The organism is Nocardia sp. NPDC057668 (genome assembly GCF_042799795.1).
Taxonomy (GTDB): domain Bacteria; phylum Actinomycetota; class Actinomycetes; order Mycobacteriales; family Mycobacteriaceae; genus Nocardia.
The window spans coordinates 632,497-649,427 of record NZ_JBHVIC010000004.1 but is presented as its reverse complement, the minus strand read 5'-3'; the positions used below and the strand labels follow the sequence as shown (position 1 = coordinate 649,427).

General features: G+C 65.1%; 14 protein-coding genes. All 14 read left to right on the top strand.

From position 1 onward, the window contains the following. The first annotated feature begins 2 nt into the window (after positions 1–2). The 14 genes from eccB to ACFVBH_RS26990 all read left to right on the top strand — a co-directional run bounded on the left by eccB (position 3) and on the right by ACFVBH_RS26990 (position 16,856). Positions 3–1,556: a type VII secretion protein EccB gene (gene eccB / locus ACFVBH_RS27055; RefSeq protein ID WP_379005697.1), complete on the top strand. Its 1,554-nt coding sequence runs from the start codon at positions 3–5 to the stop codon at positions 1,554–1,556. Further along, a complete protein-coding gene (gene eccCa, locus ACFVBH_RS27050; RefSeq protein ID WP_379005695.1) occupies positions 1,553–5,551 on the top strand; it encodes a type VII secretion protein EccCa in 3,999 nt (1,332 codons plus the stop codon). The genes eccB and eccCa overlap by 4 nt, the downstream gene beginning before the upstream one ends. An 85-nt stretch (positions 5,552–5,636) precedes the next feature. Continuing rightward, positions 5,637–5,948 carry a PE domain-containing protein gene (locus tag ACFVBH_RS27045; RefSeq protein WP_354991777.1) on the top strand — a complete coding sequence of 104 codons (312 nt, stop codon included), beginning with the start codon at positions 5,637–5,639 and terminating at the stop codon, positions 5,946–5,948. A gap of 16 nt (positions 5,949–5,964) precedes the next feature. Next, on the top strand, positions 5,965–7,212 hold the full coding sequence (locus ACFVBH_RS27040) for a PPE domain-containing protein (RefSeq protein ID WP_379005692.1): 1,248 nt from the start codon (positions 5,965–5,967) through the stop codon (positions 7,210–7,212). 67 nt (positions 7,213–7,279) lie between these two features. After that, positions 7,280–7,624: a hypothetical protein gene (locus ACFVBH_RS27035; protein ID WP_379005690.1), complete on the top strand. Its 345-nt coding sequence runs from the start codon at positions 7,280–7,282 to the stop codon at positions 7,622–7,624. A gap of 67 nt (positions 7,625–7,691) precedes the next feature. After that, positions 7,692–7,973, top strand: a complete 282-nt coding sequence (locus ACFVBH_RS27030) for a hypothetical protein (RefSeq protein ID WP_354991774.1) — start codon at positions 7,692–7,694, stop codon at positions 7,971–7,973. A 46-nt stretch (positions 7,974–8,019) separates the two neighbouring features. Then, positions 8,020–8,880, top strand: coding sequence for an ESX secretion-associated protein EspG (locus ACFVBH_RS27025; RefSeq protein ID WP_379005688.1), 861 nt, complete (start codon positions 8,020–8,022; stop codon positions 8,878–8,880). Positions 8,881–8,909: 29 nt separating this feature from the next. Further along, positions 8,910–10,109, top strand: a complete 1,200-nt coding sequence (locus ACFVBH_RS27020; RefSeq protein ID WP_379005686.1) for a MinD/ParA family protein — start codon at positions 8,910–8,912, stop codon at positions 10,107–10,109. A gap of 75 nt (positions 10,110–10,184) precedes the next feature. Then, positions 10,185–11,657, top strand: a complete 1,473-nt coding sequence (gene eccD, locus ACFVBH_RS27015; RefSeq protein ID WP_379005684.1) for a type VII secretion integral membrane protein EccD — start codon at positions 10,185–10,187, stop codon at positions 11,655–11,657. A gap of 47 nt (positions 11,658–11,704) precedes the next feature. After that, positions 11,705–13,015, top strand: coding sequence for a type VII secretion-associated serine protease mycosin (gene mycP / locus ACFVBH_RS27010; RefSeq protein WP_379005682.1), 1,311 nt, complete (start codon positions 11,705–11,707; stop codon positions 13,013–13,015). Beyond that, on the top strand, positions 13,012–14,748 hold the full coding sequence (eccE, locus tag ACFVBH_RS27005) for a type VII secretion protein EccE (RefSeq protein ID WP_379005680.1): 1,737 nt from the start codon (positions 13,012–13,014) through the stop codon (positions 14,746–14,748). The genes mycP and eccE overlap by 4 nt, the downstream gene beginning before the upstream one ends. Beyond that, positions 14,748–15,113, top strand: coding sequence for a helix-turn-helix transcriptional regulator (locus ACFVBH_RS27000; protein WP_354987232.1), 366 nt, complete (start codon positions 14,748–14,750; stop codon positions 15,111–15,113). The genes eccE and ACFVBH_RS27000 overlap by 1 nt, the downstream gene beginning before the upstream one ends. Positions 15,114–15,185: 72 nt before the next feature. After that, positions 15,186–16,205 (top strand): discoidin domain-containing protein, encoded by a 1,020-nt coding sequence (locus ACFVBH_RS26995; protein WP_379005678.1) that lies wholly within the window; start codon positions 15,186–15,188, stop codon positions 16,203–16,205. A gap of 6 nt (positions 16,206–16,211) precedes the next feature. Beyond that, positions 16,212–16,856 carry a hypothetical protein gene (locus ACFVBH_RS26990; RefSeq protein ID WP_379005676.1) on the top strand — a complete coding sequence of 215 codons (645 nt, stop codon included), beginning with the start codon at positions 16,212–16,214 and terminating at the stop codon, positions 16,854–16,856. Positions 16,857–16,931: the final 75 nt, after the last annotated feature.

Sequence of the window (16,931 nt, the reverse complement as noted above, 5' to 3'; positions counted from 1 at the left end):
CTGTGGCCCGCTTTCGAGTCGTCACCCGACACCAGATCTCGGGCTGGCGCTTCCTGCTGCGCCGACTCGAACACGCGCTCGTTCGCCGCGACACCTCCATGCTCGATGATCCGGGACGAGGCCGCTCCACCGCGCTCACCATCGGTATAGCTCTGGCCTGCGTGTGCATTGCCGCCGCGGCGGTAATGGCCTTCTTCAAGCCCGCCAAGCTAATCGGCAACGCACGTGTCGTCGCAGACAAGGACTCGGGTGCCGTCTACGTGCGCATCGGCGACCGGCTCCACCCCGCTTTGAATCTCACCTCCGCCCGATTGATAGCCGGCTCTCCGGACAAACCCGTTCAAGTCAGCGGCGCGGAAATTTCCAAGTTCCCCCGAGGACCACTGGTCGGGATCCCGGGTGCACCCGCCACTCTTGTCGACCAGCCCGACACCGAATCCACCTGGGCGGTATGCGACTCCGCGCAACTAGGCGCAGCCGCACCCGTCAATCCAGAGACCGGACTGCCCACCGCGGCGCGAGCGGGAGTGGTTACCACGGCGATCGGAGCACCGCTGAACATCGATCAGAGCACCGGTCGACAACTGCAAGCGGATCAGGCGCGCCTGGTCCGCGGAGACGATACCGTCTGGCTGATCTACCGCGACCCCGAAACCGAATCCGGAGTCGTACGCGCAGCGGTGTCCCTGACCGACACCCCCGTACTCCTCGCGTTGGGGATCGACGCCACCGCACCCGTTCTCACGGTCTCCAGAGGTCTGCTCGACGCGATTCCCGAAGCGCCACCCTTGCGCGCCCCCGAAATACCCGGCTTCGGAGAATCGATGACCTTGAGTTCGGGCTACACCGCGCCGGTCGGCACAATCCTGGCCGTCTCCAACCCCGGCGCAGAAGCCTCCTTCTACATCCTGTCCAACTCCGGCGCCGTGCGCGTGAGCTCTGTACTCGCCGCGATGATCCGCAACGCCGACACCGCCGGAACGTTGTCCACCCGCACCGTCGGGCCGGGCCTCGTGGCCACCGCACTGCGACCTGGGATATGGCCGGGCACAGCCAAATTCCCGCCGCGTCCCATCGACCTGGTCGATCCCAGCACCAATCCGGTTACCTGCTATCAATGGGAGCGCCGCGCCGACGACGCGAACGCCACAACTCACATCGTCGTCGGGACACAACTACCGCTACGGGAAAACGAATCGAATCAGACCGTCGCCTTGGTCACCGCGAACGGTTCCCGCGGCCGCACCGCCGACGCCGCTTACCTCCCGCGCACAACGGGGCAGTTCGTGCAAGTGACCGGATCCGACCCCGCCTCCCCGCGGCGGGAGTCCCTGTACTGGATCACCGAGACCGGCATACGCCACGGAATCGATACCGCAGCCGACAACGCCGACGCGACCCTGCGGGCCCTCGCATTGCGCGCACCCGTCCTCGCCCCGTGGAGCATTGTGTCGCTGTTCGCTGTCGGACCCACACTGTCCCAACGTGACGCTCGCATTCAACACGACGGAATACCGGTCAACCTCGGAGGCACCGGGCTCGGAGGCGGGTCGTGACCACCCGGCGTTTCGTGCGACCCGCACGAATGGTGAGCGGTCCCAAAGCGCCCGCCGTCGCCGAGTTGCGACTGCAACCCCCCACCGAACTGCCTCGACCGGTCCCCATGTCCAAATTCCGCATGGTGCTGCCGGTGGTCATGGTCGCCGCGATGGCCGGAATGATGGTCATGATGTTCAGAGGCGGAGGCGCCGGAGCCTCTCCGATGGCGATGTTGTTCCCGCTCATGATGCTCGTGTCGATGGTGGGCATGATGGGTGGCGGAATGGCCGGTGGCGGGGGTGCGGGATCCGCCGGCCTCAACGAGGAACGCAAGGACTACCTGCGGAGCCTGGCCGAAAGCCGCAAAGGCGTGCACGAAGCCGAAAGCGAACTCCACCATTACCTGCGCTACATACACCCCGGCCCGGCAAGCCTGCACCATCTGGTGTCGAGCAAACGCATGTGGGAAGTGCAGGCCGCCAGTCCACAATTCCTCCGAGTTCGAGTCGGGCGCGGGCGCATCGCCAATCAGGTACGCGTTATCGTTCCCGAAGCCGCCCCAACTTCTGACCTCGACCCCGTCGGGGTCGTCGAGGTAACCCGATTCGCGAAGGCCTATTCGACGGTCGGTGGCATGCCGGTCGCGATCAATCTGCTGTCCACACCCCAGATCAGCCTTGCCGGAGACCCCGCGCGGGTAGCGGCGCTCGTGCGTGCGATGGTCGCAGAGGTCACGGTCCTGCACGGCCCCGATCAGGTCGCCATCGCCGCGGTGGTGTCCGATCCGGATTCCGCTGACTGGTCGTGGCTCAAGTGGCTCCCGCACAGCCAGCACCACACCGACACCGACGCCGTGGGTTCGGCCCGCATGATCTACACCAATGTCGCACAGCTCCGCTCCAAGGTGCTAGCGGGTCTGAACCGGGGCCCGTTCTCCGCGAACTCCGAACCGGCACAAGACCGCAAACACTACGTGGTCATCGTCGACGTCGGCGGATCCGCGACCGAACGCGATATCTCCGGCATCGACGGATGTACCTGGCTCAGACTCGGACGTGCCGATCAACTCCTGCCCCGTGCGCTGCGGTTCACCGTCGACCCGGACAGAACCATGCACGAGGTAACCGCACGCGGTACTCGCAAGGTCGGAATCGCCGACGCGCTCGACCTCTTCTCGACGATCTGCCTGGCCCGCCGACTGGCGCCCCATCGGCTCTCGACCGTCGTGGAGGTCGTAGCCGCCGACCGGGCCAGCTCCGGAACCAGTTGGTCGGAAATGCTTTCGCTCGCCGACGCCGCCACCTTGCGGCCGGACCGGCAGTGGCCGCATCGCCGCGAAGCCGACCGTTCGCGACTGAGCATCCCGTTCGGACACGACCCGGCCGGTACGACGCTGCTCCTCGATATCAAAGAATCCGCGGAGGACGGCATGGGTCCCCACGGAATGTGCATCGGCGCAACCGGTTCGGGCAAATCCGAGTTTCTGCGCACTCTCATACTGTCCGCGGTCACCACTCACTCACCGGACGCCCTCAACCTACTACTCGTCGACTTCAAAGGTGGCGCAACCTTTCTCGGCTTCGATCAGCTCTCTCATGTAACAGCCGTCGTCACCAATATGGAGGAGGAAGCAGACCTCGTCACCCGCATGGAAGACGTCATCAACGGTGAGATGATCCGCCGCCAACGCGTCCTGCGCGACGCCGGGAACTTCGCCAGCGTCGCGGACTACGAACGAGCACGCGAACAAGGCGCCGGGCTCGTACCACTGCCAACATTGCTCATCGTGCTCGACGAGTTCGCGGAACTCCTCGAACAACACCCCGACTTCGCGAAACTCTTCGTCGCCATCGGCAGACTCGGCCGATCTCTTCGAATCCACCTCCTGCTGGCCTCGCAGAAAGTCCCCGCCCACCGCATGGGCGAACTCGAAGCGCATCTGTCCTACCGGATCGCGTTGCGTACCAACCAAACCAGCGACTCCCGCGACGCGATCGGGACCGCCGACGCGTACCACCTGCCCAAGAAACCAGGAGCAGGCTACCTGCGAGTCGGTGCCGGTGAACTGCAACGGTTCCAAACCGCGTACGTCGGCGAACCCTACCGCCGTCCGACCCGAGCGACCGCCGCCGGCACAGAATACGCACGCCGCAGCGTCGGCTACCGGCCACCGCAGCTCTTCACCTCCAGCACGATCAGCGAGCTGCGCCCACCCGCTCCCGCCCCAGCCCCCGCTCCCGAGGCGGCCACTGATGCGCCCGAACCCGAGTCGATCATGGACGTGGTCCTGCGTCAGCTGGCTCACCAAGGCCAACCAGCACACCGAATGTGGCTGCCCCCCTTGGGTACACCCCCCACGCTCGAACAACTGACCGCATCGGTGGCCGCGGGGCGGCTGCACGTGCCACTCGCCTTGGTCGACAAACCGCGCCAGCAACGCCAAGACATCTGGTCTGTCGACCTATCCGCGGCGGGAGGGCACGTTGCCATCATCGGCGGACCGCAATCCGGCAAATCGACGGCGCTTCAAACCCTCGTGTTATCGGCAGCCTTGACTCACACGCCTGAACAGACCCAGTTCTACTGCGTCGACTTCTCCGGTGGCGCACTGTCCGCGCTTCGCGGATTGCCGCATGTCGGCTCGGTGGCAACCGCGCGCGAAGGGGACCGGATCCGGCGCACCTTCGCACTCATCACCGCGCTCATCGACAGCAGACAGGCGTTGTTCACCGAGCTCGGTATCGACAGCATGCGGCGGTTTCGGGCAATGCGTTCAGAACGTGACCCGCGCCTGGAACGACGCGACGCCTACGGGGATGTGTTCCTGGTCATCGACGGCTGGGACATCGGGTTCGCCCCCACCAGTCAGTACTACGACGACTACATACGAGTGCTCGAGTCCATCGCGGTTCAGGGACTCAACTACGGTATCCATCTCGTGCTCACCAGTTCGCGGTGGGTTGTGGTCCGCCCCGCGATCAAGGATCTCATCCAAACCAAGATCGAAATGCGACTCGGTGACACCACCGATACGACATTCCTGGGCAATCGCGCGGTGGTCAACGCGGTGCCCACCAACCGGCCGGGACGATGCATCTCCACCGATATGCTGCATATGCTCACCGCGCTGCCACGCATCGACGGCCACGGGGACGCGGAAACCGCCGCAGAAGGCTTGGCCCACGCGGTCGAGCACCTTCGCCTCCGGTACCCCGACCGCCGCGCACCCGAGGTGCAACTCCTCCCCGGCCACATCGATCTGACCGAGATTCGGGAGCATTGGTCACCGCCGACCACCCTCGCGCAGCAACTGATCATCCCGTTCGGAGTGCGCGAGTCGAACTTGAGGCCGGCCGCGATCGATTTCGGGGTGTCAGCTCACATGATCGTGCTCGGCTCCTCCGGCTGTGGAAAGTCCACCGTCGTCGCCGCGCTGCTCGCTTCGATCGCCGAGCAATTCACCAGCGACCAGGCCAAAGTGCTCCTGATCGATTACCGCCGCCGTCACATGGGTTCGGTCCCCGACGCCATGCTGATCGGTTACCTGACCTCCGAACGTGACGTGATCGACGGCCTTCCGCCTTTCGCGGCGAAAATGCGGACACGGCGCGCGCCCGACGGCGTGACCGCTCAGCAACTGCGGGAAAGGTCATGGTGGACCGGGCCGGAGATATTCGTCGTGGTCGACGATTACCACATGGTCGCCCAACGTGGATCCCTCAATCCGCTCGATCCGCTCAAAGATGTCATCGTCGACGCCCGAGACACCGGCCTGCATATCATCGCCGCACGTAACATCGCCCAAGCGGATTCGGCAATGTATGACAACGTTCTCGGCCAGATGAAGAATCTCAACTCCTCCGGCCTCATCATGGACGGATCAAAGTTCGACGGAATTCTGCTCGGGGATGCCAAGGCCACTGAACAGCCTCCCGGGCGCGGGGTGCTCGTCGAACCGCTGCACGGCCGAAAAGACCTCGTCCAGGCCGCGTGGGTGCCTCCCCATGACTAGCTCGAGCATGCTCCCACCGTTGGGAATGAAATAACTTGGTTCTCAGCGGGATGGCAAGATATCCCATATCCAGAGGAGCATTACGATGTTCGTTGAAGCGCTTCCCTCGGACTTTCCGATGGCAACGGCGAAATTTGTTGGCGAACAGACACAGTTGCTCGCTTCTCTCAGTGGAGCGAGTGGACTTCTGTCACCGGTGCCCGCGGCATTCGATGATGTCAGCATTATGGCGTCCTCAGTCTTCGCGGCACACGCTTCACTCAACATCGCCACCACCTCGGAAGGGCTGACACAATTCGCGGCCGGCTCGGCGCAGCTTCCGGGCGTCGGGGCTTCCTACCTGGCAACAGATATCTCCAGTGGCGCGGTTATCTCCGCCGCCCAGGTGACTATCTAAGCGAACGGGACGGATAGTGTTCGGTAGCTGGGCGGCTCTGCCGCCCGAAGTCAATTCGTTCCGGCTGACCTTCGGCCCGGGCGGCGCCGCGACCGGCGCTGCTCCGATGTTGGCCACCGCGGCGGCCTACACGCAAGTGGCCACCGGTATCCGAACCGCCGCCCTCGGTGCCCAACAGCACCTCGAAGAACTGATGGTCACATGGCGGGGCGCGGCCGCGACCCAGGCGCAAATGGCGTTCTTTCAGCATTTGACATGGATGCATCAGAACGCGGCACTGCTGGACATCGCCGCGATCAGGGCTACCGCCCAGGGTGCCGCCTACCTCGCCGCACTGGCGGCGATGCCACCGTTCCCCGTCGTCATGGCAAACCGCGCCACCACCGCCGCTCTGGTCGCCACCAACACCATGGGTCAGAACACCGCGCCGATAGCGGTCAGTGAGGCCGCCTATCTCACGATGTGGACCTTGGCGGCGAACACGATGTACGCATACGCCGCGCAAACAGCACAGAACGTAGTCGTTCCCGCACCTGCTCCCGCCCCGATGATCGCCGGCGGTCCCGGAGCAGGGCCGCTGAACATGACGGGCGCGCTCAACGAACTGCCACAGGCGTCGCTGCCCGGGCATGCGGCACCGGGCGGTACAGACATACTTCCCGGCAACGGATCGCAAACTCCCACGCACCCGGGAACAACCCCGGGTGGGGGAGAGTCACCAGGGGGAAACCCCAACCCGTCCCCAGGTGATCAAGCGGTGCCCACCCCGGACACTCCCACCGACTTCGCGGCTCCGACGGATCTGGCCACGCCGGCGGAGTCCGCAGGCTTGGGAAGCGACACGATCGACTCGCTGAACGAGCCGGGTTTCTACGGTGCGAGCCCGAACTCCGCCACGCTCGCCGCCCTGCAAGGCGGCGGACCGATCGGCGCGATCGGCATGACCACCGGAGGTTTCAACGCCCTCCCGGGCACAGCGACAGGTTTCCGCATGCCCGGCAACTGGGCGCCCTCGACCGGAACCCCATTCAGCTTGGCCACAACGCCGTCATCGTCTGTCGCGCCGGTAGCGGCGGCACCCCGTGCCACGAGCGCGCCGATCGCTCAGTCGCGGCGCCGCACGGACGAATCGACCGAACGCAGAGTCTTCGCTCCGGGCGAAACGGTGGACGTCCCCGAACTGGCAGACGCCATGCCGATCGGGGTTATCGAATATTCCGACGACGAGACCGATGCGGTGTCGCTTGTTTCGAATACTCGGTAGTCGTTGAAGCTCGTCCCGGCAAACTGCCGGTGCCGATCAAATAAAACCGTGAAAGGTAGGAAACACAGTGAGTGGAGACCTCGTAGCTGTCCCCGCGGAAATTGCGGCATCGGGGAAAAAGGCTATGGCCCTGCAGGGAACTCATGAGGGCTACCTCGGGGCCCTCGCAAGTGTCAAGGAAGAGTTTCGCGTCGCAGCTTCAAGCGCCGGCGCCGGCGATGCGGCCCAGAGCACGTTGCAGAACGCGCACATGGCCGGCGTCAAGCTCGGGCGATCGCTGCAAGAAGTGATCGAAGTCCTTGTCGAGACCGGAGTCAGAATCGACACGAGCGACATGGACGCCGCAGCTGGAATAAACAATGCCAGTGCCCTGGGATCCAATGGAAAAATAGACAACAGCTCCTGGTCGTGAGTGGCGCCAGATTTCATCAAGAAAGGTCTAGAAAATGAGCGGTCAGATTCGAATCAATTATACTGCTGTGGATTCGAACGCGTTGTCTCTTCAGAACATCGTGAACGGAATCGAAGCCAACAATGAACAGCTTCGTGCAATGGAGCGTGCGCTGAAATCGTGCTTCGACGGAAACGCGGCACGAGAGGGCTGGGACCCGAAAATCAACGCCCTGCTTGCCAAGGTCAACGACTACAGCCTCGAACTCGGAAAACTGCGGGCGGTCCTGCAGTCAAAGCTCGGCGGTGGAGGCGACGTCTACAACACCGACAAAGCGCAGGGCGCGAAGTTCCTCGCAGTCGGAATCTAGTCACCGGCTGTGTGGCCCGGCCCCAATCGACATGCTGGGTGACGACATGACTGAGCCAACGCAGCCCCCCGGGACGCCATCCGAACCAGTCGCGGTCGATATCAACGTCGACGCTGCCCTGGTACTCAAGTCGATGGTCGGCATCGACGAGTACCCCCAAGTACTCGCGCTGATGCCGAACATCTATCGGCCCGAGGACCAACATCGTGTGCACGCTGCCATCGTGACCGAGCTCGCTGCCGCGGGCATAGTCCATGAGGGCAGCGTGCACACACATGTCGCGCACTGGCTGCGATGTCTCGAGCGCCCAGACATGGAACTGGCCGCCCGCGTTGTGCATACCGGGCTCGACGGCCAACCGGCATCGATGCTGCGGTTATCGCTCGTCCGCCGAGCAGAGGAACACATTCTCGCCATACGGTGTGATGACCGTGTCGTGCTGCAACCCGTGTTCCACGAGGGCAGGAAACTCACCACCCTGACCAGCGCGGTGCTGGCCGCGCTGGGGCCCTACCCTCCGCTCGCAATCGACACACTCGCAGCCACGATGGAACAGTTCGCCGCCGTTCCCGCTGAACCCGAGCAGCGCCGCCGGGCATTGCTCGCGCTGGGTGCCACCGCCCATACGGCCGCCACCCTGACCCGAGCGCTCGACGAGGTCATCCGGCGTGCCGAAATCGTCACAATCGAACACCGGGACGGCACGGACCAGATTCCACAATTCAGTCTCAGCGTGCTCGACACACCCCGCGGCCGGATCGTCGCCGCCCCGGCCAGGGCGTTGGACGGCGGCAAGCGCTCGACCTACACCCGCGGTGATGCCGCCGCGATCGGTTCCGGGATCGCCGCACTCATCGAACTTCTGCCCAGCGGCAGCTGGTTCGACACCAGCCGCACCACAGAATGACGCACACGGTCGTGAGAGGGACGACAACGGTGAACCCCAACCCGGAGCTGCACGGTCACGACGTCACAAGCCTTACCGCCCATGACGGCTACGCCGCATATCTCGGCGCCGACACATCGCAGACAGCAATCACACCGGAACCTCCCGGTCAGCCCACCCCGGCCCGGACGACGGATGCTTCGGTAGTGCGGCGCGACCACGGGAGCACTCTTCACCACCTCGGACCCACCGACATCACCCTCGCGCAGCGCACCGACATCGGAGCGCCCTCGCCACTCCTCACGCCGGAACTGCTCACCGGAATCGTCGCCAGACCCACAAGACTTCGCTCCCGCCGAGGTGTCCGCGGAGTGTTGAACAGGGCGGGTTTCCGGTTTCCGGTGTCACCCGCCGAGCAGCATGTCGAGCAACGACGTGAACGCATCCGCCGCGCCCTGCCCCGCATTTACCGCGTCGCGGTCATCAGCGTCAAAGGCGGTGTCGGGCGCACCGTTACCACCGCTGCCCTCGGATCCACGTTCGCGCGGCTACGCCCGGACCGAGTAGTCGCCATCGACGCGAGCCCTTACTTCGGCGATCTCGCCACCCGCACGCGCCGCCATCCCTACGGGCTGACACTGCGCGATCTCGCGCATGCCCTCGATACCGACGTGTTCTCCACAGTGCAGGCGTACCTGTCCACCACTACCGCGGATCTCGCCGTCGCGGCGGCTCCCTGGAGCAATGAGACCATTCATGCGCTATCCGCTGCCGAATACGTGGCCGCAACCGACATCCTGCGCAGGCATTTCAGCCTCATGCTGATCGATTGCCACACCGGCATCCTGGAACCGGTCACCTCCACCGTGCTGCACGACAGCGACGCGGCGGTGATCGTCACACCCGCGACCATTAGCGGACTCACCGGCGCGGCCGCCACCCTCAACTGGCTCGGTTCTCACGGCTTCGCCCGTCTGGTCCATCGAGCGACTGTGGCGATCACCCATCAGCATCCTGGAAAACCCGCAGTCGACGGTGCAGCCATCGCCGGCCTCTTCGCGACAATCAACAGGCCCACCTGCGCGCTGCCCTACGACCCGCACCTGGCCGAAGGAGGCGAAGTGGACCTGCGGTTGCTACACGATCGCACGCGCACCGCGCTCGAGGAACTCGCCGCCGCACTCGCTGACGACTTCCCCGGCCTGACGCTGACCGGGCCACCCCAACCCGAGCTCGAGCGGAGCCCGTAGATGAACGCCACCTCCGCCGCCTCCCGCGAGGGGACCACAGATCACAACGCCGACGAGAACGCCGAAGTCGAATGCGTGCGCGTGGCCGTGCTCGTAGCCCGGTACCAGGTCGATGTCGTCCTGCCGACCGCCTTCACGATCGAAACGTTCATCGACGACCTGCTCGCCGTGCTGCGCGGCGCCATCAATGATGACACCGTGGAATTCGCAGCCGCACAGGGACATTGGACGCTCGCCAGACCGGGCGATCACCCCATGCCCCGCTGGCGCTGCCTCGCCGATCACGACATCGCGGATGGCGCGGTCCTACTGCTCGCCAGTGTCGAATCCGCCGAAGTGTTCACACCCGTCGTCGAGGACATCACCGATGCTCTCGCCGTCATCAACGACCGTGAGTTCGCCGAATTCGACCCGCCCACAGCGGCAATCGTCGGCCTGATCGCGTTGAGCGTGGGAGCACTGACCGTCGCCGCGCTGCTCACCTGGTCCTGGACGCTCTCCGGCTCGATCCTGACCTGTGCGGTGCCGGCGCTGCTGCTGGGATCCACGAGTTGGGTCGCGGCGATCACCGCACGCCGGCGCTTCGGTTCGGTCCCCACCTGCGTCGGACTGCTCATCCCGGCAGTGTCATTGCTGTTCGTCGGTGCCGCGATGCTCGTCCCCAATCCCTACAACCAACCTGGACCCTTCAACGCCGCCAACGTCGCCGCGGGCTCGATCATCGCTGTGCTGGCAGCTACCGCCGCCAGCCGCCTGACCGCGGTAGCGACCTCTTTTCTCACCGCTGTGGTCACAGTCACCGGCTGCGGCACAGTCGTGTGCTTTCTGCTGGCCATGACAGCAATCCCCCTACCGCGCGTGCTGGGCGGCGTAGTGCTGGCGGGCCTGATTCTGCTGACGATCGCGCCTCGTCTGGCGATGATCCTCGCCCGTATCCGCCCCCCCGACCTGCCCGACCCCGGCAGCGAAATCTCCCCTGCGACACTCGAAGACCTCTTCGACGCCGAAACCACGCGCCGCGACGTCTCCGACGAAGACTATGTCGATCCAGGCGAACGCGACCCCGACGACGCGGCGACCGACTTCGAAAGCCGAGCCCGCGTCGCGGTAACCAGTCTTCGCGGGCTGATCGCGGCCATCACCACCATCCTCGTCGGCGGGGCGCTCGGCCCAGCGCTGCTGAGCCCCACCGGAAATCGCGAAATCGTCTTGGCGGTCGCGATCGCGGGCGTCCTCGCGATGCGCTCACGCTGGTATCCCGACCGCATCCAAGCTATCGCGTTGTTGAGCGGCGCCACGGCCATCGCGGTCGGCCTGGCCGCGATCCTCGTGAGCTCGTACCCCAGCCCCGTTGCCCGCGCGGTCGTCCTCGTCGTGCTGACCGGCACAGCGGTAGGAGCTACATTGGCCACTTTCCGCCTGCCCGGCAGACGCCTTTCGCCCGTCACCCGCCGCATCATCGATCTCATCGAATACGCATTGATCGTCCTGGTCCCGGTATTGGCCTGTTGGATCATGGGCGTCTACACCGCGATGCGGAGCCTGTGATGGTCCCATACGCCCGTTCGGTTACGGCACTGGTCGCGGTCGTACTCATGGTCGCGCTGACGCCCGCGGCATTGGCCATCGCGCCCCCCGAAGTGCTTCCCGGGCCCGCCCCCGCCGATGCTCCAGGCCCGGAGTTCGCGATGAAGCAGGACAAAGCCTGCCTGGCCGCGGGCGTCCTGGCCGACAGTGATCTGACCAGGGTCCCGCCACCGGAGACGACTCTGGATCTGCGAGCGGCACGGGCGCTGAGCCGCGGCCGCGGCATTACCGTCGCCATCCTCGACACCGGAGTGACGCCCCATCTGCGCCTGCCCAACCTCATCGGAGGCGGCGACTTCGTGCTGAACGCCGGCGATGGACTGTTCGACTGCGACGCCCACGGAACACTCATCGCGGGAATAATCGGCGCGGCGTCCGACCCTGCCGATCCCTTCCAAGGTGTGGCCCCGGACGCGCAGTTGCTTTCGATCCGCGTCCGCTCGAATGCCTTCACCGCCGAACACCCCACCTCCTACGACCCGGCCGAACAAGTCGCAGTGCAGATTCGCGCCCTGGCACGCGCGATCACGCGCGCCGCCAACGAAGGCGCCGGCGTCATCGTCGTACCGAACTCCATCTGCGTCCCCGTGAGCTTGGGCATCGACCAAGCCATGCTGTCCGCGGCGGTGGGGTATGCCACCATCGAGCGGGGGGCGCTGATCGTCGCCGGAGCCGGCTCTGCCAAAGGTGGTGAGTGCGCACAGAATCCAGGACCGGATCCCGCCCACCCCGGCGATGTTCGCAATTGGCGTGGCGTTCAGACAATCTCCACACCGAGCTGGTTCGGCCCTACCGTGCTTTCGGTCGCAGCAACCACCGCCTCTGGAACTCCGCTGACGGATTCGCTTGCCGGCCCGTGGATTTCGATCGCCGCACCCGGGGTGGGCATCGAATCGCTCGGCCCCGGTGGCGGTGGTTTGATCAACGGCGTGGGCGCTCCCGGTGCCTACACCGCCGTCGGCGGAGCATCGTTCGCCACCGCGTACGTAGCAGGCGTAGCGGCCCTGCTGCGGTCGCGGTTTCCCTCGGAGGCACCTGCCCAGATCATCGCCCGCCTCCGCGGGACCGCCCACGCTCCCGCACGTGGAATGGACAATGCGGTGGGCGCGGGTCTGATCGACCCGCTGGCGGCGCTCAGCCCCCGCAACCCTCCCGCAGATTCGGAATCGCTGTTCCGGAGCACGCTATTGACCATGCCCAGCCCCGGACCTACGCGCGACGACCGTCCCACGCATGTCGCGTTCGCGATCTTTCTCCTCGCGACCCTCACCGCATCGGCGGCGACAGCGACGACGATCCTGTTGCGGAGAGACTCGTGAGTGCGCCCGTCGCCTCTCTCGCCGGGCCCGATGGGACCCCGCTGACCGTCGTCCTCCTCGGGGGCAGCGCCGCGGTGACCACTCTGGTCAACCACGTTTCATGGGGGTGGACCGCCGCGACCGTCGTGGTCCTGGTGGTCGTGGTGACAGTTCGCGTGAGAGGACGCACCACAGCTCGATGGTGCTGGAGCACAGTCGAATTCAGGGTGCGACGGGGGCGCCGTGCGCACGAACGCCGAGCCGCCGTCAGTGCCCGGGATATCACCGTCCCCGCTGGGACCTGCGGAGTCATTCGATCCGGCACCGTCCTGGTATCGATGATCCAGCTGTCACCGAACCTCGATCTTCCCACCGTGATCAGCGAGCGCTCGATCTATACCGAAGCCACAATCCGCGCGGACACCCTGTCCGAATACTGTGCTCAATACGGGTTGAAGGTCGATATCGACCTTGTCACCACCGGCCGACGTATTCGGCAGGTGGGTTCCTACGGTGATCTCTACGATCAGCTCATCGGCGCGCGACCTGTTGTCGGACAGCGACTCGCATGGCTGATCGTGCGCCTGGATTTGCACGACAACCTTCACCATCTGCGGCGCCGCGGCCCCGTTGCGGTCGCCGCACCGCGAGCTCTGGCCGTCGCAGCGCATCGCGTAGCGGCTCGGCTTCGTGCACGCGGGATCGACGCGCACCCGTTGCCCGCCGAAGAGATCGACCACGCGCGCGACCTACTGTGCGAAGGCATCGATCCGGATCGACTTCACGAGCGCTGGGGCAGGCTCGATTGCGCCACCACGGGCCGCTCGGTTCGCGTCTACACAGGTCACCGCACCCACGAGCCCCTCGACCTGGATAGCTGCTGGTCACACGGCAACGGATTCACCACCGTCGTGGTCAGCCTCGCCCACCACGCGGCACCACGAGTGCTCGTGCGCTACATCGACACCCACGGCACCGAGAACCCCTGGACCCCGCCGGCCGGATTGTCGCTCTGGACCGGCCGCCAGTCGGACGCTTTCATGGCGACACTGCCCGCTGCCGCGACCGCCCACTCACTCGGCCCGGCCCATCGCGCGGGAACCGAGCACGACCCGGGCGAACTGACGATCGCGATCGGCCCCAGCGGCCAGGTGCTGGGCTCCATCAGCGGCAGACACGAGCACAGTCTGGCGCTACCTTTGTTCGACCCTGTTCGTTACCACCCACGCCATCGCACCGTCGACATCCACGCGGATCTGCAGATCGCACAGCAAATACTGCTCCGCGCCACCGTCGTCGGGGCCAGCGTCGAGGTGCATACGGACCGGCCCGACCAATGGCGGCCCTTGATCACCGCACTCGGCGATGAGCGATCTCTGCGCCTGATAGTCGACAACCAGACAGTCGCGGAGAACGGAACGGAGTCGCGAGCCCCCGCTACCATCGCCGTCTTCGATCGCGTCAGCCCGAGAACCTCGCAGGCAGCCACCACAGTCACCATCACCGCACCCGACAAACCCCGGCGGCCCAGCTCCGACCTGGCAATAGAACAAGTCGGGGACGGCGCGATAGAACTGAGTATTCCTTCGCGCACAGTTCGCGTCGATCTGATCGAGCCTCGCGGCGAAACTCGTTACGTGAACGCACGGCCAACGACGGCGCCACCCGACAGCACCGAATCCCCCGTCTTGACTCCGGCAGCTCCAGCGCTCTTGCCGCACGATCGGACCATCGACCAAGGAGATGCGCGGTAATGTCCCTCAGTGTGGTAGCGCAGTACCAATCCGACGACTCCGAGCCGCCCGACTTCGACTCGGAGCAGACGAAAGACACGTTGACCCCGCGGCAAGCGGCCGCGGCGATATTCTCCAGTCGCCTCGCGGAACTGATAGCAGAGTCCGAGGTCTCGACCGAGGACGGAACCACGCGCTCCCTGACGCTCTACGCCCTCGCTCAACACCTGGAGCTGGCCTATCCGGACGTACCCGTCTCCCAGTCGGGTCTATACCGGCTCATACATGGCGACGCGATCCCTCGTCTGGACCTCATCATCGCTTTGGCCCGCGTGTTCGATGTGACGCCGGAGTATTTCGTCACTCCCAACAATCAACAAACCTGATCCAGCAGTCTCCTTCCCACCAGAAGGAATTCGAGCTGAATAACCGGCACCGTATCTGGATACCATCCCGCTATGGCCGCCGAGAGCGACAATGCGGTATTGCACCACCGCGCCTTGGTGCTCGAAGCGCTGTTGGACGACAGCACGCTGGACGACGCGACAACCGATGCTGACTCTCCAACCGAAACCGGGGACGACGTTCAGCCTTGCGATCCGGTCACCGACGAACCGCCCACGCCCCCGGTCGCTCCCACGTCGCCCGCTCGGGTGAACGGCAGGGCGGGAGCACGGATCAATGAGTTGCTGAGTGGGCATCCCGACCCGCCCTCTGCCCATCTGGAGTCCACGCGCCCCGCCCGTGCCCGGGCGTTCGAGGCACCCTCTCGGCTCGGATCGGACCCCGCAACACCACTGGACTCCGCGGCGCGCGGCGCGCCCCTCGCGCGAGTTCGCCTGCAACTAAGAACGTTGACGCAGGGCAGAAAGCGTGCCTTCCTGCTCATCGGCGCTGTTGTCCTCGTCGCGGTCATGATCGCATTTCTGGCCAACCTCGGCTCCACCCCCGAGACCGCGCCACTCGCGACAAGAAGCGCGTCACCCACTCCCGCACAGTCAACTCTCGTCAGTCCCTCGACATCAGCCTCTGCGGGTTCGGAGACGCTCAAGGTGCATGCGGCAGTATCGAAATGCCCGCCGGGGAGTACACCCGGTTTGGATGCGTTCGAGGGTGTACCGGGAAAGGCGTGGTCATGTGTGCGCGCCTACCGAGTTGACGGGCAGGTCCTCAGAATCGACCTCGGTGGCAGCTTTGCGGTCGACAGCATCGGAATCGTGCCAGGCTGGGACTATATCGGTGACGATGGAACCGACCAGTGGAGCAAATACCGCACCGCCAGTCGCGTCTCATACCGCTTCGACGACCCTGATTCGACCACCTACACGCAAGACACCCTCGACCAGCGATCAATGGTCGTCACCCAGTTCGACCCACCGATCAAGACCTCGACGGTGACGCTCACCGTATTGCGCTCGACCGGAGCACCCACGGTGAACAGCACCGCCATCTCCTCGATCGTCATCACTGGAAAGTGATCGTCGATGAGTTCGAGTTGCCGATACTGCCGCCACCACACCGCCCACGACTCCCGCGATTGTGAAAATTGCGGTGCGCCAACCACGGTCAACGCCGGCGCGGTCCTCACCGAGGTCGCCGCGCTGGCTGCTCCGCTGCGCCAGGCGAGAGTTTTCGCCGAACACGTCGTGCCCCGGCAGTGGATCGTTGCAGTAATCATCGGCGTTGTACTGCTCGGGGGAGTGGCAGTGGCAGTCCACGCCATCGGCGATCCCCGGCCAACCATCTGGCACGCACCCGGACACACCACGTTGCCGCCGACGCTCGAGGATGCTGCAGACTGTGCGGAGTTCGACCATCACACGAGTGCCGAACGATGTGTGATCGCCGGCAACTCGCCGCTACTCAAAGACCTCACGGGCGGACAACGGCTCGTATTCGAGGTTCGTCCGATGGCCCCGGACGTTCTGGCTTCGACTCTGCAACTATGGCGCGCAACAGGTTCGGTCGTCGCGGATGGTGAGACTTTCGCTGCTGTGGGCCCGACCGCCACGGTGTGGTACGCGAACACCGCCACCGGCACCCGAATGGACACAGGCCGATTCTCCTCGGGTGAGGCGGCTCGCCAATTTCTCTCACGCGCGGGGTTGGTGACAACTCCCGGGCGGTAGTTCTGGCCCTGCGAGGTTGTTCCCATGTACCTGCCGTGCGGGGGAGTACCTGCCATACGCAGGTGAGTCGGTGAC

What these genes read in the sequence shown, in the direction of transcription:
- ACFVBH_RS27045 (WP_354991777.1), top strand. Translation starts at nt 5,637, where the DNA reads ATGTTCGTTGAAGCGCTTCCCTCGGACTTTCCGATGGCAACGGCGAAA.
- ACFVBH_RS27025 (WP_379005688.1), top strand. Translation starts at nt 8,020, where the DNA reads ATGACTGAGCCAACGCAGCCCCCCGGGACGCCATCCGAACCAGTCGCG.
- mycP (WP_379005682.1), top strand. Translation starts at nt 11,705, where the DNA reads ATGGTCGCGCTGACGCCCGCGGCATTGGCCATCGCGCCCCCCGAAGTG.
- ACFVBH_RS27000 (WP_354987232.1), top strand. Translation starts at nt 14,748, where the DNA reads ATGTCCCTCAGTGTGGTAGCGCAGTACCAATCCGACGACTCCGAGCCG.
- ACFVBH_RS26995 (WP_379005678.1), top strand. Translation starts at nt 15,186, where the DNA reads ATGGCCGCCGAGAGCGACAATGCGGTATTGCACCACCGCGCCTTGGTG.
- ACFVBH_RS26990 (WP_379005676.1), top strand. Translation starts at nt 16,212, where the DNA reads ATGAGTTCGAGTTGCCGATACTGCCGCCACCACACCGCCCACGACTCC.